The sequence below is a fragment of the Acidaminobacter sp. JC074 genome (genome assembly GCF_022496765.1).
GTDB lineage: Bacteria > Bacillota > Clostridia > Peptostreptococcales > Acidaminobacteraceae > JABXKX01.
The window spans coordinates 140,627-162,940 of the sequence record NZ_VANV01000017.1; the positions used below are offsets into that span (position 1 = coordinate 140,627).

The 22,314-nt window shown below is 34.8% G+C and carries 21 protein-coding genes; 1 reads left to right on the forward strand and 20 read right to left on the reverse strand.

What is annotated here, in order from left to right; translation table 11 throughout:
* Positions 1–6 precede the first annotated feature (6 nt).
* Genes EZV73_RS19315 through EZV73_RS19345 form a run of 7 tightly spaced genes read right to left on the reverse strand, consistent with a single transcriptional unit; the run spans position 7 to position 7,605 of the window.
* Positions 7–951, reverse strand: coding sequence for an LCP family protein (locus EZV73_RS19315; protein ID WP_240842051.1), 945 nt, complete (start codon positions 949–951; stop codon positions 7–9).
* 15 nt (positions 952–966) lie between these two features.
* Positions 967–1,563: a sugar transferase gene (locus EZV73_RS19320; protein WP_240842052.1), complete on the reverse strand. Its 597-nt coding sequence runs from the start codon at positions 1,561–1,563 to the stop codon at positions 967–969.
* A 12-nt stretch (positions 1,564–1,575) separates the two neighbouring features.
* Positions 1,576–2,499 (reverse strand): GNAT family N-acetyltransferase, encoded by a 924-nt coding sequence (locus EZV73_RS19325; RefSeq protein ID WP_240842053.1) that lies wholly within the window; start codon positions 2,497–2,499, stop codon positions 1,576–1,578.
* Positions 2,489–4,027, reverse strand: coding sequence for a lipopolysaccharide biosynthesis protein (locus tag EZV73_RS19330; RefSeq protein WP_240842054.1), 1,539 nt, complete (start codon positions 4,025–4,027; stop codon positions 2,489–2,491). Before EZV73_RS19330 ends, EZV73_RS19325 begins: the two co-directional genes overlap by 11 nt.
* 13 nt (positions 4,028–4,040) lie before the next feature.
* Positions 4,041–5,234, reverse strand: a complete 1,194-nt coding sequence (locus tag EZV73_RS19335) for a CDP-glycerol glycerophosphotransferase family protein (RefSeq protein ID WP_240842055.1) — start codon at positions 5,232–5,234, stop codon at positions 4,041–4,043.
* 9 nt (positions 5,235–5,243) lie between these two features.
* Positions 5,244–6,374, reverse strand: coding sequence for a glycosyltransferase family 4 protein (locus tag EZV73_RS19340; RefSeq protein WP_240842056.1), 1,131 nt, complete (start codon positions 6,372–6,374; stop codon positions 5,244–5,246).
* Between the two features lie 10 nt (positions 6,375–6,384).
* A complete protein-coding gene (locus EZV73_RS19345) occupies positions 6,385–7,605 on the reverse strand; it encodes a nucleotide sugar dehydrogenase (RefSeq protein ID WP_240842057.1) in 1,221 nt (406 codons plus the stop codon).
* 187 nt (positions 7,606–7,792) lie between these two features.
* Here EZV73_RS19345 and EZV73_RS19350 point away from each other — a divergent pair, with 187 nt between their 5' ends.
* A complete protein-coding gene (locus EZV73_RS19350; protein ID WP_240842058.1) occupies positions 7,793–9,178 on the forward strand; it encodes a right-handed parallel beta-helix repeat-containing protein in 1,386 nt (461 codons plus the stop codon).
* A gap of 33 nt (positions 9,179–9,211) precedes the next feature.
* On the opposite strand, the gene EZV73_RS19355 is transcribed toward EZV73_RS19350, so the two are convergent.
* The 13 genes from EZV73_RS19355 to EZV73_RS19415 all read right to left on the reverse strand — a co-directional run bounded on the left by EZV73_RS19355 (position 9,212) and on the right by EZV73_RS19415 (position 22,062).
* Complete coding sequence (locus tag EZV73_RS19355) at positions 9,212–10,417, reverse strand: glycosyltransferase (protein ID WP_240842059.1); 1,206 nt, start codon at positions 10,415–10,417, stop codon at positions 9,212–9,214.
* Complete coding sequence (locus EZV73_RS19360; protein WP_240842060.1) at positions 10,380–11,732, reverse strand: O-antigen ligase; 1,353 nt, start codon at positions 11,730–11,732, stop codon at positions 10,380–10,382. Before EZV73_RS19360 ends, EZV73_RS19355 begins: the two co-directional genes overlap by 38 nt.
* Before the next feature lie 8 nt (positions 11,733–11,740).
* Positions 11,741–13,075 carry a polysaccharide biosynthesis tyrosine autokinase gene (locus EZV73_RS19365; protein ID WP_240842061.1) on the reverse strand — a complete coding sequence of 445 codons (1,335 nt, stop codon included), beginning with the start codon at positions 13,073–13,075 and terminating at the stop codon, positions 11,741–11,743.
* A gap of 14 nt (positions 13,076–13,089) precedes the next feature.
* Positions 13,090–13,533, reverse strand: coding sequence for a hypothetical protein (locus EZV73_RS19370; RefSeq protein WP_240842062.1), 444 nt, complete (start codon positions 13,531–13,533; stop codon positions 13,090–13,092).
* The gene (locus EZV73_RS19375; RefSeq protein WP_240842063.1) at positions 13,526–13,924 is read right to left on the reverse strand and encodes a prepilin-type N-terminal cleavage/methylation domain-containing protein; all 399 of its coding nucleotides are present in this window, start codon (positions 13,922–13,924) and stop codon (positions 13,526–13,528) included. The genes EZV73_RS19370 and EZV73_RS19375 overlap by 8 nt, the downstream gene beginning before the upstream one ends.
* Positions 13,925–13,927: 3 nt before the next feature.
* Positions 13,928–14,410 (reverse strand): DUF4860 domain-containing protein, encoded by a 483-nt coding sequence (locus EZV73_RS19380; protein ID WP_240842064.1) that lies wholly within the window; start codon positions 14,408–14,410, stop codon positions 13,928–13,930.
* Between the two features lie 9 nt (positions 14,411–14,419).
* The gene (locus EZV73_RS19385) at positions 14,420–14,752 is read right to left on the reverse strand and encodes a hypothetical protein (protein WP_240842065.1); all 333 of its coding nucleotides are present in this window, start codon (positions 14,750–14,752) and stop codon (positions 14,420–14,422) included.
* A 13-nt stretch (positions 14,753–14,765) separates the two neighbouring features.
* Positions 14,766–15,812: a type II secretion system F family protein gene (locus EZV73_RS19390; protein WP_240842066.1), complete on the reverse strand. Its 1,047-nt coding sequence runs from the start codon at positions 15,810–15,812 to the stop codon at positions 14,766–14,768.
* 9 nt (positions 15,813–15,821) lie between these two features.
* Entirely contained in the window at positions 15,822–16,802 is a 981-nt protein-coding gene (locus EZV73_RS19395; RefSeq protein WP_240842067.1) for a transglutaminase-like domain-containing protein, read from the reverse strand.
* Between the two features lie 11 nt (positions 16,803–16,813).
* On the reverse strand, positions 16,814–17,911 hold the full coding sequence (locus tag EZV73_RS19400; RefSeq protein ID WP_240842068.1) for a glycosyltransferase family 4 protein: 1,098 nt from the start codon (positions 17,909–17,911) through the stop codon (positions 16,814–16,816).
* Between the two features lie 9 nt (positions 17,912–17,920).
* On the reverse strand, positions 17,921–19,108 hold the full coding sequence (locus tag EZV73_RS19405; RefSeq protein WP_240842069.1) for an ATP-grasp domain-containing protein: 1,188 nt from the start codon (positions 19,106–19,108) through the stop codon (positions 17,921–17,923).
* Positions 19,109–19,292: 184 nt separating this feature from the next.
* A complete protein-coding gene (locus EZV73_RS19410) occupies positions 19,293–21,395 on the reverse strand; it encodes an anti-sigma factor domain-containing protein (RefSeq protein ID WP_240842070.1) in 2,103 nt (700 codons plus the stop codon).
* Between the two features lie 4 nt (positions 21,396–21,399).
* Positions 21,400–22,062 carry a sigma factor gene (locus tag EZV73_RS19415; protein WP_240842071.1) on the reverse strand — a complete coding sequence of 221 codons (663 nt, stop codon included), beginning with the start codon at positions 22,060–22,062 and terminating at the stop codon, positions 21,400–21,402.
* Positions 22,063–22,314: the final 252 nt, after the last annotated feature.

Here is a 22,314-nt window from a genome sequence, read left to right on the forward strand (position 1 = left end):
GACCTCCTAGTTGTTTAAAAACTCGCTTATGTCATTTTTCAGTAACTCAAAATCCTCAATAACCAAATAGTAGATTCCCTTTATATACTGCTCTGAGATATGATTATCAAATGGTATTCCCATACTCGACACATGATAATCACCCTCTCCATCACTTTCAAGTTGTTCATATATCTCATCTAAATCAAAAGATGTTTCAATTAATGGATATACCTCTCCAATGAAATAAAGAAGCGATTCATTGTCTAAATTCCCACCATAAGCCATCATTTTCTCCAAAAGTATTCTTTGACGGCCTGTTCTTTCAAAATCACCATTACCAACATTTCTAATTCTCACATACTGGAGCGCTTGCGTACCATTTAGCAGATAAGTGCCTTCAGTGTCTATCCCACTAACTTGAGAACTTTCCGCACGCGTCACATCCAACTCAACACCACCCATGGCATCCACAATATCAACGACATCTTCAAAGTTAAGAACGATGTACTCATCAACAGCCACACCAAAATTATTCTCGAGGGTTTCTTTGGCAAGTTTTTCTCGACCATATGCATAAGCATGACCCAGTTTTGTCTGACCATGATCTTTTATCTCAACATATAAATCTCTCATAAACGAGATCAACTTTATGCTTCTTTTGTCGTGATTAATATCTACTAGTATGACAACATCGGATCGGCCCGAATAATTATCTTGTCGTGTGTCCAAACCAAGAATAAGAAAACTTATATCTTTTTTTTCTATTTTATCTTCTCTTATCTGATCAACTTCTTCTACCACTTCACTTACTTCAGTTTCAGAAATCACGACCTCATCATTTCTATCATTTTCTGGTAAGGGTTCTGTCCTATATAGATATAAAAGTTGACTTCTTCTAAAGGAAAATATGCCGATAAGGACAATCAAAATCACTAAAAGAATTATGATGACTATATATGCTTTTTTCAAAGAAAGCACCCCCTATCAGTCCTCATGATTGCTGTATACACCCCTGTGGTTTAAGACAGTTGTAAAAGTCTTAAAAAATATTCTTAAGTCCAGTTTTAGTGACACATGATTGGCATACCAAGCATCCACCACTCTTTTTTCACGGCTAGACTTATTATTTCTGTAATAAGCTTGAGAATAACCAGTGATACCTGGTTTAACTTTCATCTTATCCACCTCATCTTTTAAGAAGGTGTCAATACTGTCCTCTAAAGAAGCCCTTGGACCGATGAGACTCATATCATTCTTAAGAACATTAAGAAGTTGAGGGGTTTCATCTAAAGAAGTCAATCTGATAAAATGACCTACTTTAGTAACTCTTTCATCATGGTCGGATGAAAAGGTAGTCCCGTCCTCCATTAAAATATAAGGTGCATTTACCTTCATAGACCTAAACTTATACATCTTAAAAAGCTTAAAGTCCTTTCCAATTCTATTGGCATTATAAAATATTGGTCCGCCATCTTCTATTTTTATAGCTATGCAAACACCTACAAAAATAATAAGAAATATTGGCAAGCCTATGATGCAAACAAGAATATCAAAAATCCGTTTAAAGTATTTTTCATACATATAAACCTCCTTTTAATAGTCGTTATCATCGCCCATTTGTAACAACCAATTTCTATAATTGTACAGATAATCTTCAGAACCATTAAACGCTCTGACACCAAAGTATCTAATCGGTTCTTTTAACCTAAACCCCCGTTTTTCCAAAGCCACATGGTCTGATGTCCCGAGTACAGACCAAGTCGTTATATAATCATAGCCATTCTTTTGACCATAGTTTATAACTGCTTGTAAAAGTCTTTTAAAGCTTGCAATATCATCATAAACATAATCAACGATGTTGATCCTATCCTTGTAAGCTTTAAAGACCATATATGACCTAACACAATTACCATCATCAATTACATAATTCATGTATTCACTTGAGGGGCAATCATGGTATCTCCATTTTAAATATTTTGATGTTTTATGAATCTGAACTTGGTTAAAAGCTTGCGTCTTATAAACACCTTTAAATTCATTATCAAGTTTTATCCACAAATCATCTGAAGTTTCGTATTCTAGCTTTAATTCCAATGTCGGTATCTCAGACAATACTTGCCAGCCTAGCTTCGTTTCATATGAAGGATTAGATAAGTGATTAGGAAATCCAAGTACCATATGATAATCTTTATCCTTTAAATGGTCATATAGAGCCAATCCTAATTTCGTGAACAAGCCTCTTCTGATATAATCAGGATCAGTCATGGAATTAATGGATAAGGCACCCATGACAATTTTATTTTCACTAAACATCTCAAATGGGTATGCCGCATAAACAGATACGAGGCGACCTTGATCAATGGCAACAGACATCAAAACATCTTTATAAGGGTTGTCTAAGTAACGCCATCTAACAATATCCCTATCAATCTTAGCAGTGAAACATTTTTTATAAAGGTCGCAGAAGTCATCTAAGTGTTCCTCGAGTTCTTGTCTAGTCAGGATTTTATATTCCATGGTTACCTTCCTTTTTTTTGAACATGGTCATCACCTTCTTTGGTGAAAACCTGCCAATAACCTCTTTAAACTTAGTAGGTTCAAATACATAGTTTACAGCTAGAAATACAGTTGAAATAACAATAAAATGCAAAGTAGAAATCATAAACCATTGACCATAACCTGAAACCTCTACTCGAATAAAGTCTGACAGTATATAAATAATCAGGCCTGTTATGGCATTTCTAAGCAAACGGCTGATGGTCTGGTATGAAGATGTCTTCAACACATACTTCATTGAGTAATGAATGATATCGACTAGCCTATACATAGAAGCAATCAAAGTCGCTATCAATACACCATGTATACCTAAAGAAGACACAAAAAACAAGGAAAGTACCATGTTGATTACTGCTTCTAAAAAAGCCCGGTTCTTAGTCTGTTTGAAATGACCTGCTACACTGATCATGGAATGGTGAATGTTCTTGATCAAGTCTGTTATAAAAACACCTGCAAAGAGCAAATTGGTCCAAGAATTTGAATATAAAACACCATCTAATCCATCAGCATAAAGCTTAATAAATGATAGGGCCACCAGGTTTATACTTGTGATGATGACAAATATCAAGCCATAGAGAATGTACTCGTACAATGAAAATATCTTTCTAAAAGAGGATTTATCCGACTGAGTATAGAGTTCTCCTAATCCGGCTTTTGAAGCCAATATTACAGGTATGATGATATTTTTAGACATATAGTAAATAGACCTATAAATAGCATAAATGGAGACCTGTATAAAATCAGTAAAGATAGATAACAATATGATGTCTGTATTAAAAATGATCAGTTCTGATATTTTATGAGTAAACATGTCCTTTGCATGATTTGAAAGTTTCACATCAATAAAATGCTTAGTTCTTAAATACTTATAATGCAATCTAACATAAAGCCATGTTCCAAGTGCCACCAAGGTGTTTGTAAGTATTGGCACAAGTCTTACAACATATATATTCTTACCAAGTTGTATCAAGACAATCATCAAAACAGGTCCTAATATATAAGAAACTGCTTTGACAAATTGAGTTACATAAGACCTTTGGTCTGCATATATAAGCATGGTTGCACCAGGATAAATAAAGAAGTTCGGCAACATCATCAAACCAGTCAACAAGATAATATTAAGCACAGTATCAGGTGGTAAACTATGATTGAAGCTATATGCATATATATAGGCAATCACGATCATAAAGATGATATAGAGATAGCCAATCCTTCTAAAATACTTATTTGTCGAGTGAATAACATTGTTTATTTTTTCATGATTACCGTCTGCCAAGGGTTGATAGAGCATGGCTACAATGGCAAGGCCTATCCCTCCTTCAAGAATGTTTAAGTACTGAACAATCTGAGTGGCAGTCGCAATTAAACCATTCATCTGAGAACCAAAGGTCTGAATGACCAATCGAATCACTATGAAATTTGAAACAACTCTCAGCCCTAGAGCTACAAATGATACCAAAGAAGTCATAATCATTCTTTTTGTCCTCATCTGTCACTCCTCTCTACAGCTTTTCTATTGCCTCATAATTTCTTTCAGTATTGTTCTGGTCTGAAAGTTTAAAGAATTCATCCACTCTTTTTAAGTAAACCTCTTCCATTTTATAGTCTTTCTCAATCATGGATGCCAGCATAGGGATCACTTGACTTTCTTTTGTAAGAACAGGACCAAAACCATGATTTTGATATGAAAAATAACCTTCTGAATAATGATGTCGTCTATATTCTTCATAATCAAACTGATAGAAAATGAGGGGTTTTCTCATATAAGAAAAGTCAAAGAATACACTGGAGTAATCTGTTACTAAAAGCTTGGAAGACTTTAGTAAAGCCTGCACATCGTAGCTTGACTTATCAGCAATTATAATCCTATCGCTAGGTGTAGAAAATAGATGTATAAAACCTTGTATCTCATAATGAGGATAAAAGACAAGGGTGGCTTGGGATTTTTCTAACAAGTCAATGAGACTTTCATTGTTTATGAATGCTTGATAAGTTTTATAGTAATGACTTTCTAAAAATATTTCTTGTCTTTTTTTCTCTATGTGGTTCTTTTCATGCCCCCAAAACCACATCCTAAATGTTGGCATCAGTAAAATTTGATTTCTTGTTTTTGCGTTATAAAGTCCATCAAATCTGCACATCCCCAAGTATCTAACTTCATCATCTTTATAGCCAAACTTTTCCTTGACGAAGACATACTCTGGATAAGCGCTACAAACCAGCAAATCCAAACCGGCCTGATCCTTGGTCAAAAGCGGCATATAATCTTTTGTCACCCCATGTTGAAGTGAAACAAACTTTCTACTTCTTGTTAGCTTTTTAATAAAAAGCGGTGTTACTTTATCATCTGGAGCAGTACCTGTTAAATGAGTTGACACATGTTTCTTACAAAGACAATAGTAAAAATAATGTTTTAAACTTCTATATTTGATAACTTGTCCATAAGTTGCCACATTGGGTCTGTCAGGAGAGTCATCTGAAATAACATAGTAAACTTTCTTCTCAGGATGATTAAGTCTAATATATTTAAATAGATGCATGCCATTGTCTCTTGCTTCGTCATATCGCTCACCTATAAGCCATATCTCTTTTCTATAAAAAATACGAATAAGAAGAGACAGGATAAAGCTTATACTAATGACACACAAGTGCATCAGCTGATGCAGGGTCCTTTTTCTAAAGATTCTTTTCATCATAGCTTTTCCTCACTGGGATATGATTTCACTCACCTTTTCTGAAACTGCATACCAAGAATGGTATTCAACTGCAGCTCTTCGACCATTTGCTCCCATGACCATAATGGCGTCTTTACTTGAAGATGCATCTTTTATCTTTTGTGCTAAATCTGCACTTTCTCCATTAAAGAGCAAACCGCATTTATAAAGGTCCAAGTACTCTTTTATACCTACGACGTCATTGGCAATAATCGCCTTGCCAGAAGCCATATATTCAAACATCTTTAGTGGCGAAAAACCACCCTCTAGGTTTTTCTTGCATAAATAACATAAATCAAAACATGATATATATTTAGGCACTTGACTGTTTTCTACAGGACCAATAAAGTAAAATTTATCTTCTAAGTCATAAGTTTCAACCATTTTCTTGATGGTCGGATATAAAGGCCCATCCCCTACAAGGACAAAAATGACATCTTCTTTCAGTTCCAGTGCAGCTTGAACCAATATATCCAGAGATTGCCATTTAACAAAGGTTCCTATAAAACCCACAATAAATGCATCGTCAGGTAGCTTGTATACTTTACGATGACTCTCTAGTGGTTTGAATCGTTCAACATTGGCACCATTTGAAACAAGATGCAAGCGATTCAATGGTACTTTAAATTCACTATGATAATAATCCCTTACCCCTTCACTGACACATACAATACCATGACTGAGTTTAGTAGAAATCAAGACCGAAAGTTTCATAACTTTAATGTACAACAAACTGTATCCATGGGCCTTGTTCTCATATTCTGCAATACCATTTCTTTCTGTATAAAGTCTTTTCATCAATAACCTTGTCAAAATGCTTGGCATGAAGTCTAGTAAGGCAGACCGAACATAAACCACTTTGTATCCCTTAAAGGCCAAATACCATATGACGTAGAACATTTTAAAGAACTCATAAAGTAAGTAAGAAAATACATTTTTCTTAAAAGTAGGAATCTGAATAATATGCAGGTCATATCCTAGATTCTCTCTCGGATGATAGCCTGGTAATATAACCGTTACTTGATGACCAATTTTTCTTAGATTTAAGGCGACTTCGAAAAAATGTGTTTTGCCACCCCCAACTTTTCTCATATCTTCATTACCAATATATAAGATTTTCATACCGACCTCCTTACAATTGGTAAATACCTTCTTGATCCAGCACATGCCTGGTATCCAATATCAATTTATCCTTAATCTTATCTACATGGTCTAATAAATGATCATGCCCCACCATAACAACCAAAATATCTATATCACTTAAAAACCTGTCAAAATCAAAATATTGATTATCAACAAGCCTACTTACTATAAAGGGATCGTAAGCCTTAACACCAAATGCTAAGTGGTTGTCCATGACACTTAAAAGCTTCATGGTCGGACTTTCTCTGATATCATCTACATTTTCTTTATAGGTCATGCCATACAAACCTATTCTTGTGATATCCTTTAATCCATGTTCCTTCATCATGACTCTGATGCGACCTAAAACGTGTTTGGGCATGGAATCGTTAATCTTTCTTGCTGTTAAAATTAAGTTTGTTAAGTCTGGGTAATCACCAACTAAAAACCATGGATCTACAGAAATGCAGTGACCTCCAACACCAGGTCCTGGTTGCAAGATATTTACACGTGGATGCATATTGGCCAGTCTGATGATTTCATAAACATCCATCTCGTCGCGTCTGCATATTTTTGCCAATTCATTAGCAAAAGCAATGTTAATGTCTCTATAGGTATTTTCAATGACCTTTGACATTTCAGCTGACTTGATATCTGTTAGTAGAATGTCCCCTTTACAAAAGCTTTGATAAAGCTTCTTGACAAGTTGACCTATTTCCTTAGAATCTGCACCAATGGTTCTTGGGTTGTAAACAAGCTCGTCTATCATCTTGCCTGGCAACAAACGTTCTGGGGCATGTGCCAGATGAATATCTTTACCAAGTGTAAAACCATGTAAATCTACTAGTGGTCTGATGTACTTGTCTATTGTTCGAGGGGATATGGTTGATTCAATGATGATAACTGCATCCTTCTTACAAACTTCTAATATTGATTTAGTTGCACTTACCAAATACTTAGAATCCAGTTTTTTGTCTTCTTTGTGAAAAGGTGTCGGTACAGCAACAATGTAGATATCCGCTTGCTGGTACTCATTGGTAAAGCAAATGCCATTACTTACAGCTTGATTAAAGAGTTCTTCCAAACCCGTTTCTGTAAAAGTTACTTGATGTTTCTTAAGCTGATTGACAAGCATTTCATTCTTATCTGTACCAACAACTTCAACACCGTGACTTGCTAGCATTAAAGCCGTTGGTAAACCGATATATCCAAGACCTATAACATTGACCATTAGCGCCTCCTCTATATCATATTTATATCCATTATTCGCTATCAGTAACATTAAACAGGAAAATACGCTGAGACTTTGTAAAATTCTATATTACAAAACCATGACCGGCCTGTTTTTTGATTGAAAAAAGTTCAAAAATGTGCTATAATGTAATACTAACCAATAGTATTGAAAGGATGTGATTTTTATGAAAAAACATTCAAAGTCAATCCTAATTATATCCCTAATTTTAATCGTAGCAACGATCGCGATCTACAATAGAACCATGGATATTATCGACCCGCCAATTCCACTTGGTTTCGATGATTCCATCGCACTTCAAAAATTACTCGACAAGGGTGGTGTCATCGATTTAGGTGACAAAACTTACAACATCTATCATCAATTAGAACTGAGAAGTGATACGACCATTACGTCATCTGGTGCAAAACTTGTAAAGCTCTTTAACAAGGATGGATCAGAATACCTCTTTACTTCTAAAAGGCCCACTTTAAAAAACGTGACTATCAGCAACATAACAGTTGATTTAAAGGGCCACAGGAATGTACTTGATGATAACACTCGATTCTTCTCATATTATAAAAATCTATCCAATGTTACAATCGACAATGTAACCGTGGAGAATACAACCGGCTACGTGGTCGAAGTCAGACCGAGAACTGATTCTCCAAATGGTAAAAGCAAAGGTTTAACCGTTTCTAACTGCACCATCAATACTATTGATGAACCAGAAGGACCAATGATTTGGTTACTAGAATCTGAGAACTTTGTCATTGAAAACAATTACATTTCAAGTGGTAAAGGCCAAGTGTGGCTAGCCTACTCTAAAAACGGCCTTATCAATAACAATCAGTTTCTGAATGTAGACAACTATTGGTCGCCAGATGCGCATTTAGGTGGCGTTGAGCTATACACCGCATGTGAGAATATCACCATTTCCAACAATAAGATTACATCAGCTCAAGATTCAGATGATTCCTATATTGTAGGATTAAGAGTTAAAAACTCTAACTATATCGTCATCGAAGGTAATGAAATACAATGGGACAATGAAAGATCTGAAGCCATTAACATTCGTAAGGATGAAGTTTATGATATCAATCCAACAGGCTTTATTGTTAGAGACAATACCATCACCGGCCGTACACCTGAAGGTATTCAAGTAGTTACAATCGTCAGTGATGCAACCATTACCAATGTAGAAGTATCTAACAACACCATGTTGGATAAATCTATCGTCTTCCATCCTACGACAAATGCTGAAAACATTTTCTATAACGATGTTGTGGTAGACGGAAATGATTGTGCACAGATTAAGTTTCATGGTCTCCAAAGCGAAAACGTAACTATCACAAACAATAATGTCTACGCATTTAACGAAGATATGACGTCAGGTACAACCATCTATGCTAGAAACTTATTAGGTCCAACCATTCTGAACAACACCATTTATGGTAACAACCTAATTGATGTGATTACTGGTATAGACATCTCTTATAGTGGCAATGCTCAAGTATCTGGAAATGAATTCAGAGATGTTGATGTAAGAATCAAAAGATACAAAAGTTACTAATTGAGTTTTAATCTTAACTGTCAAAACGCCCTATCAATCAGATAGGACGTTTTTTATTATAAAGTTATAAAATTCATTGTAATTATCTTCAGCATTAAAATGATCAGCCCATTTTTTATAGGATGCTCGACCCATCTTTTCTTTGTTAAGTTGGTCCAGCTTATAATAATCTTCTATAAAATCTTTTAATACCTCATCTTTAAAGTTTTCATCTAAAAGGTAGCCATTTTTTCCTGGATCTACAATTTCTGATACGCCACCGACATCGGTTGCAATTATAGGAATGCCATAGGAACAAGCTTCCATAATGGAAACCGGCAACCCTTCAGACTGACTCGTATTAATAAACAGATCAACTGGATGACTGGTATAGTAGTTCAGAACTTGATCATTGGTCATATTGCCTAACAACTGATAAAGGATCTTATCTTTTCCATCAAGCACTTGAGCATATGCTTTTAAGCTTTCAAAGTCTATCCCACCACCAATATGAGTCCAACGAACCTCAATATCGTCTATTAATGACAAGGCATCTACTATCTTTTCAAGTCGCTTAACAGGATGAACAAATGAACAAGAAAGCAAATTAAGTCTATGACTTGTATGCTTTGGATTTTCACCTTTTTGATAGGTACCTAAATAAGAAGTTCTAATGTTATCAAATCCAGGATACATTTTCTTTAAATAATTCTCGCCCATCTTTGAGCATGGAAAAACATAATCTATCTGACTTAGGGTATAGGCTTTAAAAGGTTGTATCCGCCATTCCTGATAAAGGTCATACCTATGTGCTCTTGAAATTTTCATTTTGTATCCTTCAGCTCTTGCAATACCAAGTGCATGATAGTGAAACCAATAAGAATACAAGAGGGTCTCTTTTTTATTTAACTGGTATTCCTTTTCAATCTGACCAAGTATTTTAATTAATAGATTAGAATAAAGAATATGTTGAACTTTTTTATATAAAACCTTTAGTCCTTTTTGCTTATCTGATTTAAGAATGTCCCCCATGTTTCTAGGCTTAAAGAACAAGTTAGTTTTCTTATAATCATAAGATATGACTCTACATCCTTTATGAACCTCATCATATGAAAAAGAAGTTTTCGGCATCAAGCCATCTTCTAAAATCGGTACGATGAAGATTTCATCAAACCTTTCTTGAAGAAAACTGATTTCATTATCAAAGAACACATCTTTGCCCTCAAGAGGATAGCCGTTTGTAAATATTATGATATTCATAAATATCTCCTTTGAATAATTTATCCAACTCAAACATGATTAATATCAAAGCCAAATAGAGATAATGCCAATCTGCCAAGAGGCCATCTAGCGACATAGAAGAGGTCATTAAGACAACCAGCAGTATATAGGCTTTCTTAGTCGTCCTATGGCCACTCTTGTACATAAGATATACAAATGCCAATACAAATACAATGGACCCTATGATGCCGTATGCAACAAGATACTCAAAAAACGTATTATGTAGCGAAGAATCAATAAAGTTATGAATGCCGCTACCACTACCTATCCCCCTAATAAGAATGGTTGGATTATCCAACAAGGAATCAAATCCTTCTACAAGTTTATCAAAACGTCCCGATGATAAATCCCCTATTGAAAATCTCAAAGACAAGGCATAGAATATTCTAAGGATATAATCACCCCAGAATTTCAGTACCAACGGTACTGTCAATAGGACAGCCCCCATGGTCAAAAAGAATCGATTATAGTTAAAACGTTGATTGGCATAATTATAATAAACAAACAAGACTAAAAAACTTATGATAAACATCTTTGAATAAGATAAAAAGCCAAACATAATTAAGATAAAAAGCATACAATTACTTAACCATTCATGTTTGAAAAGTTTTTTTCTATGCAACTTATAAAAGGCAATTATGGCTATCGAAACCAAGATGGCCTGTGAAAAATAATTAGGATCTCTCATGAGTCCAGTAAAACGATTGGTGATAAAACTTCGGGTGTATTGAATAGCAGAATAATTCTTATAGAAAAAATTTACCTTTGGGAAAAAAGCTCGTATAAAAATACCAAGAAATGCTGCGAAGACATTCCCTAATATATAAAACCTGAAAATACCAGTATAAAACCTACTGGATTTCTTAGGTAGATACGAAAACATCATGAGCAACATCACTATGTTAATCCCCCAAGCGATGTACTCTTGAAGGTTGTTGTTAGATATATTGGTTAGTACCATTGCAAATAAAACAAAAGTCATTAAAACAGAAAATACATTCATATCAGGACGAGCTAAAATCAACTTGATGATTAGGACCAAAACCAAAATTGAATAGGCAGAAAAAGGCAAACCAGGAAAAACCATAAGGGCTATGGCATGGATAAAAAACATCATGGCTTTAATCGCATTTTCAACACTTGCAAATAAGACAACTGTTATTATCAATACCAAAGCAAGCATTTTAAAGCTATTGGACCCAATAATTATTGGAATCAATAACAAGCCAATCAAAGCTATTAATAAGATAATTAATGAAATATCGGATATCCTGTTGCCCTTTAATTCTTCCATACCGCCACCTACTTATATGAATAATACTCTTTTTTCTTAACTTTTGCCTTAGTCATAACAACTCCAAGAATTTTACCATTGATTTGCCTAATTTTTTTTATACTGGCAACAACATTTTCTTTCTTAGTTTGCTTACACGCTGCAATCATAACAATACCATCAACACATCTAGCCAAACTTAATGAGTCAGCTACCGAGAGTATTGGCGGTGAATCAATCAAGATAATATCATACATGTTTCTTAATTCCATTACAATATCATCTACCTTCTTAGACATTAAAAGTTCATTTGGATTGGGTGGCTTTGGTCCTGAAGTTATAATCGATGTGTGATACTTTTGATTAATAATCTTTTTATATGCTACATTATTCACAATTAAATTACTTAATCCTGAATAATTTCTAATAGAAAACAGATTATGAAGGTTTGGTTTTCTTAAATCGGCATCTATCAAGAGCACCTTCTTGCCAACCTGCGAAAATGCAAGTGCTATATTAGATACAGTTGTTGATTTACCTTCAGACATCTGTGCAGAAGTAAACATCATCACTTTGCATTTATTGTCAACACTCATAAAGTCTAAGTTGGTCCTGATCAACTTATAAAGTTCTGCATCATAAGTGTTGTTGTTATGGTGCATGACCAGTGCATCTAAGTGGTCTGATGATTTTACTGGCAATAAAGAACCCAAAAATGGTACACCTAATAAGTCTTCTAAGTTTGTATCAATATTCACTTTATTATCCATCAAAACTAGAATAATCGATATAATCAAGCCAACTAAAAAGCCCAAAATGACGCCAATGATTGTAGCATTCAAAACATTAGGACTTATAGGTCTTTCATTCACTTCTGCTGCATCGACTACTTGTATATTTTTAGCACCAATAACCACTTCTGCCTTATCAATCAAGACATCGGAAATAGCATTTGCTATTCGAGTTGCAGCATGAGGTGAAGCATCCAATACAACGATTTTCATAAACCTAGAATCATCAACAGTATGAACATTGACTCTCCCCAACAAGGAATCTGGGTGAATATTTAAGTTCAATCTACTGATTACTTCATTTCTTACAGCTTTTGTCTTAATCAGTTCCTTGTAATCGTCAATCAACTGGGCACCGATCTCTAAGTCCAGAAAGTTAAATTCTGCAAGAGCACCTGATTCTTTACCAATAAAAATGGTTGTCTCAGCCGAATAGGTATCTGGTATATAAAAATTATTAACCACAAAAAATGAGGCTCCAACTGCAATACTTGTAAGCGCGATTATCCAAAAACGTTTAAATACCTTCTGGAATAAATCAAATATTTCTATTTCTCTTTGATAGTTCTCCATAGGAGCTTCCTTTCTTAAAATGGATCTTCAAATTTTGACTTTTGATTGTATTCAAATGGTGCAGAAAACTCGTAATAAGCGAGTATTTCATATCTGGCATTTATCTCTAAAGGAATGCTTAACATGACAGAAATACCACGATTAGAATCATCATTTTCTACCTGAAACTCATAGATTAAACGTTCCTTTTCTTCATAGGCATCTGGATACAGCCTGATAAAATCATTTGCAAAAGATGGATTAATGGATAAATCCTTGAGTGTTTCATCTACTTGTACCAGTTGTCTTTGTACCAGAGTTTCTAATTCATAATACTCAACTTGCCAAGTTTCTTTTTTATTCGCCAACTTTTGATTAGACAAGGAGGCAATAACGGTTGATATGCCTAAAAGAAGAATGACTGTCATAAAGACCAATACCAGAATTGAGGTCATTCCCTTATTGTCTAGCTTATTCATTTGCCACCTCCTGAACATAATGCTCTGTGTTCAAAAGGATCAAAATGTCATTTTCATCAAAAGCAGACACCTTAAGCTTGTAATAATGACCTGTCTTTACTTCTTCAACTTCTACTTCCGCACTTAAGATATAAACACTTTGATGATCGACTCTTTGCCAATCCTCATCATAATGATGTATCTCTTGGTATGATGACTCAGGCAGATCTCTACTTGCTTTAAACTCTTCTATAAAGGATGTCCCATAAAACAAGGCAAGCTCCTTGGACTTGGATTCTAGATTAACATTCTCTGCCACTATAAAAAGCTGCAATAAAACAACAGAGATAATACTGAATATAGCGATTGATATTATGATTTCAATTAGTGTAAATCCCTTTGAATTCTTCATAAGTTACCTCGTTCGCAAGTAAATACTTTTTCTTACATGTTTGATTTGACCGTCATCTTGATAATCTATCTTTATAATAATTTTGTTATCATCTTCTTCAAAACTGATACCTTCTAAGCGCGTGATCAGTTCCGATCTTTCTAGTGTTGGTATTTGATCAGTATAACACTCATAAAAATCTCCATCTTCATAAAACAAGTAAGTAAACATACCTTCTTCTTCACCAATGTGTTCAATAACTAGAACCGACTTATCATCTAGAAGATCATTTCTAACGCCTATTTTGCCTCGGAAGTCGTTTTGCTTAATTTTCATTTCTACAAAGGATGATGCAATCCTAATTTGCTCATAGGCTCTCTTATTATCCATAACCCTTGAAAACATACGACTTCCCTGAATAATCAGCATGCTTACAGCAAGAGAAAACAATATTAAGAAAAAAACCATAATAAGCGATTCTAGAGAACTCCTATTTTTTCGTTTCATACATTCCCCTTATTGATTTCCTGAGTAGCCATCATTTTCTATCACCCTAACATCAGGCCTGATATTTGACGAAAACGCATCGTAAATATATATATACTTTTCACGATCTAAGACCAAGCCGTAGTTTTCTTCAAGGTATTCAATATCAGGTGGATAAGAGCCTTCAAAGGTATAACACTGAACAGCAAAAAGCTCCACAGTTTCTGCAATGGCCTCTAAATGATTGTCCTCATGTTTTGAAAAAAAGGTCGTCAATGAATGAAAAACAACTAAGCTCGTTAACATGATAATAATCAATAATGCACTTTTTGAAATGACTGTCAAGATATCCTTGTACCTCATATAGTCCTCGTTTCTAACCTATAGAGTTGATAATATTAATAACCGGTAATATGACCGCTAAGAGAATGACTGCTACGATACTGGATAAAACAATTACCGAAATCGGCTCAATGATACTGGTTAAATTATCTAATGACTCGTCAATATCCTTTTGCATGTAATCTGCAACTTCATCAAACACTGTATCTAGCTTACCGTTGATAAAAGCGACAGCAATGTAGTTGCTTAAAAGCTCAGGGAAAAAGCCCATGTCTTCAATAACTTCATCAAAGTGTTCACCTTCATCAACCGACTGAATTGCCTCTTCTAACTTCTCCTTTACATGTCTGTTTTCAACAATCTCTGTAATCATCTCCAAACCAATTGAAATGCTCAAACCACTTTTTATAACAAGTGCAATGTTCCTTGATAAAATGATGGCTGTGTTTAGCTTGTTAATTTTTCTAATTATCGGCAACTGGAACTTTAAACGATCAACTCTTAGAGCGCCCTTATCAGTTCTTCTGTATATGGCATATATAGAAACGATAATTATGATAATCAGGAATATAATCAAGAAGTTTTCAGCAAAATAAGTTGAAAAACTGAGTAATCCCTCTGTTAGTGCTGGTAATGTACCACCTGATTCAATAAGGATCTGGTTAAACATTGGAAATATTTTAAGTATTAAAAGGAGGATGACACCCATCATTAAGGTGGCTACCATTAAAGGATAAGTAACAGCAGAAATTATTTTAGCTTTTAAATCAAGTTCCTTTTCATACAAGTCGACGATTTCCAACAAGACCTTAGTCAGGTTGCCACTTTTTTCTCCGAATACAACCATGTTTACGAAAAAAGGATTAAATGCATCTTTAACATCCAGAATGGCATCAGCTAGGGACATACCACTTTTTATGTCTTTAGATATCGAGGCAATTACCTCCTTTTGCTCAGGTTTTTTCATTTTCTTTTTAATCATTTCCACGCCTAAATAGATGGATACATCTGAATCCACCATCAAGCTAAGTTGTCTTGCAAATATTATGAGTTCTTTTTTATTAAACTTATACCTAGCCATAATCACCTCTTAATACTCAATATCCTTAATATAATCGGTAGATGATTTTTCAAAAGAAAAGTCTCCTCCCCGGTCTAAAAGATAAGCATCGTATGTTGTATCAACCACTATCCAAGCATTTTCATCTTCTATATAAACTTCATTCCAAGCATGATAAACACTAGAAATCTTACTGTATCCCTTAATGAGTTTAGTGGGTATATTTTGACTTCTCAGCATAGCTGCATACAAGGAAGAATAATCATAGCAGATGCCTTTTTTAGTTTCTAGAGTATCCAATATATCAGGAATATAATCATAAGATAACTGACCGATCTTATCATGGTCATAAACAATATTCTGGATAATGTAATCGTAGAGTAACAAGGCAATCTCTCTATCTTCTAAGTCAATGGATTCAATCATCTCATTGGTAATATCTTGGCCATACTCTTTCTTCGCAATTTCGATCTTTTTAGTAATTATCAAATCATTAGTCAACTTAACAACCTCACTCGAGCCATTAAAATCAATGATTTGAATGGTGTTTAAGAAAACAATTCTATTGTCTACAATCTCTAAAAAATCTTTTTCACCAAAGATCTTTTTGTACTTAGTACCGGTCGTATTCTCATAAACCTCTATGGCATACTTGCCTGACCCAAGCTGAAGAGGAAAATAAACATACTGGTTGCTTGCCGAAATATCGTATGAGAGTTTGGTTCTACCTGAACGAATGATTACTTTTATTTTCTTATCACTTGGCAAATTATAAAGTATATCGACAACGCCCTGTTCAGAATAAGTCAGTTTAATATCGTATTCATCATTATAGTTGTAGACTACTTCTCTTATAACATTAAAATCATTTTTTTCTATACTCTCTAGTATTGTCAAATCGTAGGTATAGTTTAACTCTTTAATCCCTGGATCATGATTAATATAAAAATATACACCGATGCTCAAGACAATGGTAAAAAGCATGATAATTGCAAGTCTATATTTCTTCATCAACTATTCCTTTACTCTAGAACTTCTTTATAGATTTCGTACATTTTTCCTTTTATAACTTCAACATCAAAGCTCTTTGCTGCTTCTTTGTTAAACTGACTCATAAATGCCATCATGCTTTTGTTTGAGGCAAGCGTTTCAATTGCTTCTGAAAAACCACTTATATCCATTGGATCTATTAAGAAACCACCTTGAGTAATCAAGTCAGTATTTCCCCTTATTTTTGAGACAATACATGGAAGGCCAGAAGTCATCGCCTCCATGGTTGATCTCGGCAGCCCTTCCTGTAAACTTGTAAATAAGAATATATCAGCTGTATTCAAAAGAGCAACGACATCTCTTCTAAAGCCTAAGAAGAATACCTGCTTTGATAAACCCAGCTCAGAAACAAGCAACTTTAACGAATCTTCTAAGGGACCAGTACCACAGATTAAATATTTAATAGATGGATCCTGACACGCATCAAGGGCCTTAATAGCAACCTCATAGTTCTTTCTCTTTATCAAATCACCCATAGAGATTAAAAGGGTGTCGTCTTGACTGAGTCCTAAAGAAGTTCTCAGATTTTCATCTGTTTGATAACTATCCAAATCAATGCCTACTCCTGGAATATAAAATACTTTACCGCCAGCTTTTAAGTTAAGTTTTTTCCCAGCTTCATAATCCTCTTGATTGATTGTTATTAAGGCATCCGTCATCTTAGCCATATAGTATTCTGCTACCCAGTAAAGGCTTCTATTAATCAAAGGAGCTCCCTTATAGAAGTGAAAACCATGAGCCGAGTATATTATTTTTCTTATTCCGTATTTTTTTCCTACAAAACGACCTAATACACCTCCTACAGGTGTATTACAGTGAATCATGTCAAAGTTATTTTTCTCCAACACCTTTTTTAGTTGTCTATAGGCTTTAAGGTTTCTAAAATTAAACGGATTCCTTTCTATATCTAAATGGTGAATGATAACGCCATAGTCGTTAATCCCATCAAAATCGGAATAGTTGGCAGCCAAATGTACCTCATAACCTAGCCGCTTAGCAGCTACGATAGAAGGAATCGTAAAGTTAGTAATGGCATTTGATGTATTGCTAATAAACAACATCTTTTTCATTTTTGCCTCCTACTCTAACCTCTCAATGGTCTCATCAATAAGTCTCTTTACCAATTCAGCTTTTTTGTTTAACTCATCAATATTCTCTCCAACAGCCACAACATAACCACAACCATCCAGATTGGTCTTATACTCTGAGATTTTATCGCCAATCTTTAGATGATGATGAATGGAAACGCCATACTCTTTTTCTATAGCACCAAAATCAGGTAAATTAGTAACAATACCGGGTTTCAAGGCTAACAGTCGTGTGGCAATAGCTTTTGTTTCATAAAGATCTAGGTCGACAGGTTCATTTAGAGTCGACTTTATTAATAGCTCTAAATACTTATGACCGGTTCCAATAGGAACAATATGAGAGCCAATTAGATTGCCACCCATTCGAGCACCGATATCAACGATGGATACATCACCAGTTTCAGACACTAGCACATCCATGTTTACAGAGCCAAAGTCAATTCCTAATACTTTGATGGCTTTTTTTACTCGTTCTTTAATATCATTTTCAATACTAAGCTGTCTGCCTAATGAATGACCTAGTTCTGCAAAGTAAGGAGCCTGAGTCATAAACTTTTCCATCACAGCCATGAGAACGACTTGACCATCAATAACGAAGGATTCTACACCATACTCATGACCATCAATAAAGTCCTCTATTAAAGCGCCGCCTACAACTGAGCTTGAGATGGCATCATAACACGCTTCCTTCAGCTTGTCACATGTCCTAACACAATTGGCCGACTTACTACCTGACCCATCAATTGGTTTGGCCATCACAGGATATTTTATGGTTGAACATATATTATCAAAATCAGTTCGACCATCCACCTCATAATATTGCGAAATACCATCAACCTTATTTTCGTGTAAACATTTTCTAACCAAATACTTATTTTTTATCATCTGAGCAGTTTGGAAATTTATCCCATTCAAATCCAGTTTAGAAGCGATATAGGAAGCAGCCAATACCCCATAATCTGTTGCACAAGTCATAACACCATCAATGGCTTTTCTACGTGCATAATCATAACATGCTTCAATGTCTACAATATCTACTACAGCATATTCATGTGCATCTTTAAAACCTACAGATTCAGGATTCTTATCTATGGCTATAACATAATAACCCATTTCAACAGCTTTTCTTATTACAAATGCCTGTAAAAAACCAGCACCCAATATCAACAGTTTTTTCATAAGTGCCTCGATTCAATTCTGATAACCATCTTATTTACTATGTATACCCATATTCTACATTTTTAAAGACTTATTTTACCAATTTGGTATATATTATTTTATGTTAAACGATCAAAGAGAGCATCTGATCAAATCAGATACTCTCTCATAAATTTATTACCAAGCTACATCACACTTAGATTTATTAATCATCCTCTTCATCTACTTCATCGATTTCATCCGCTTCGTCAGTTTCATCCACTTCATCGACCTCATCTGCTTCGTCAGTTTCCTCTTCTTCATTGTCCTCATCTATTTCTTCAGAAGCATCTTCCACGAAATCTAATAAGTCTTTACCTTCTTCTTCTAAAGCTTCATAACCACCAGTCTTGTTGTCAATTACCTCATTTGCTCTGTTGATAAACGACTCAACTTGTTCAAAGCTAGTGTATGTTTGTAACTTACTCATAACTTCTAATAAATCATCTAAGTCATCCATATCGTTGTCGTCGTCATCGTCCATGTCATTGTCTTCTTCATCATCCATGTCATTGTCGTCATCATCATCCATGTCAATGTCGTCGTCATCATCCATGTCATTGTCGTCATCATCATCCATGTCATTGTCGTCTTCATCATCCATGTCATTGTCGTCGTCATCATCCATGTCATTGTCGTCGTCATCATCCATGTCATCATCGTCCATGTCATTGTCGTCTTCATCATCTATATCATTGCCGTCGTCTTCATCCTCCAACTGATCTTCTATAGAATCAAGCAAGTCTTCTCCTTCATCTTCTAGAGCATCATAGTTTCCAGTTTCATTTTCTACAGCCTCTTTTGCTTTAGTAATGAATGCTGCAACTTCTTCCAGATTTCTATACTTGTCCAACTCATCGATTACTTCTAGTAAATCTTCTAACTCATCCATGTCGTTGTCGTCATCTAACTGATCTTCTATTGAATCAAGTAAGTCTTCTCCTTCACCTTCTAATGCGTGATAGTTTCCGGTTTCATTTTCTACAGCCTCAGTATCTTTGGTAATAAATGCTACAACTTCTTCAAGCTGACTATAAGCTTCTAATTTAGCCATCACCTCAAGCAAATCATCAAGATCATCATCGTCATCAATATCGTATAAGTCTTTGACACTTAACCAATAACCTTTTGCAATATCCTTTAACTCTTTAATATTAGCGTTTTCTCCATCTAAAGCGTTGTATGTCTCATCAACAAATGCTAAGATCTCAACTTCATCTTCAGGTACTTTTGAAAGCTTGACCAATAACTCAAGCAAATCATCAAGATCATCATCGTCGTCATCAATATCGTATAAGTCTTTGACACTTAACCAATAACCTTTTGCAGTATCCTTTAACTCCTTAACATTTGCGTTTTCTCCATCTAAAGCTTTATATGATTCCTCAACAAATGTTAGAATTTCAACTTCCTCTTCTGGTATCTTTGAAAGCTTAGACAACAGCTCTAGTAAATCATCAAGATCATCATCCAAATCATCTTCTATAGAAATCTCGATTTCCACACCATCATCTTCAAACTCTACTTCCACTTCAACAATTTTACCTTGTGATTCAATAAATGCTTTCACTTCTTGATTTTCAAATAAGTCTTCTACCGAATCTACATCTTCATCAAGTTCATCTCTAACTTCTAAAAGTGCTAACGGTACTTGTGTTGCTTCTGCTTGTTCAAGCAGTTCAACAGTAGATTCCCCAAGCCCAATATTTACATTTTCCTCAATGGAAATCAAATCGATTGATGTTTCTAGCGTAGCTTTAATATTGTCATACGTTTCAACCTGATCTCTTGTGTTTACTGTTGTTATCATAATATAGGTTTTCTTGTCAGGAGCAATAAAACCTTCATCCTTTGAAGATTCAATAATCTTTTCAACAACCTCTTCTACCATAATACCTTCAAAACTCCTTAGATCCAGTTTTTCTGCATCTGCATTAATGGCTATCGCTTCCACGACTTCTTGATTCTTATTGAGTTTTAACTCAATACTTGGATTGATATCAACTGTAACAACAGCATATATTCTAAGGTTTTCTGTATAATAATTAAATACAATCATCATAAGAATAACCAGTGCAGATAAGGCAGGAACAAGCTTTTGTAAACTGAAGCCAGTAGTTTCTTTTTTTACAATCAAAACATCTTCTTCAAGATAAATAATTTCTTGTCCAAGCTCCATACCATCTTTTCTTTTCACTCTTTTGTAAGAGCCCTCGGACCCTATCACGGCATATTCCTTTTTAAGTTCAAGTACGATTCCTTTTTTCATAACATCACCCTTCTTCGGATTCAATTAAGAAGTTTGCAACTAAGTCAAACTTTTTTACTTTGATAATCATAACACTAATAATAAAATCCCTGTGTGTTTTTAAGATCCTAAGTGTTGTCTTAACAAATGATTGAATCTCTTTCATTGGTAGTTTTCTTGTTTTAAACAACTTGGTTACAATAGACTCTTTTTGTGAAGCCTTAGTGCCAATAGTAGTTACTTTTTTTCTTGTTTTTTCTTTTTTAGGTGCCTTCGTGACTAAATCATCAAAGGTAATTTGGAACTGGGAAAGTTCATTCTTAAAATTGAAAACTTCATCCTTTAAAAGAACTTCATATTCTAAATCCTTTGTATCAACAGGGTCATAATCACCTAATCTAGTTTCTCTATCCTGCCTTTTCTTTTCTTTGCGCATCCAGTCTGTAATACGACTCTGGATAACCTGTCCCGCAAAAGGTAAAAAATTACCCTTGGACTCATCAAACCTGGTAATAGCTTCATTGAAAGCTTCTAATCCAACAAGAAAAACTTCATCAGTTTCTTTTCTCACATAGCGATTAGTTGTTCTTGTGATTTTACCAATTATGAAAGGTTGATGAGTTTCAATGAATAAACTGCGTTTATCATTGTCGTCTTTAATCTCTTTTATTTGCTCATTGATATTCACTTGATCACTTCTTTCCTTTCACTGTCACTATATAATACGAAACAAAGTCAAACTAAATGTACCTGAACATTAAATATTTACCCGAAAAATTTCTTTATTCTCAAAATCAAAACTACCCGCTCAGCGGGTAGTTTGCTCAGCCCTATAAGGGCATGGGACACGCTAGAGCCTTAAGGCTCTCTGAATAGTCCGCCAACCGCTTACGCTCACATGCAACTGCTAAAGCAGTTTCTTATATGAGTCTTACTTCTT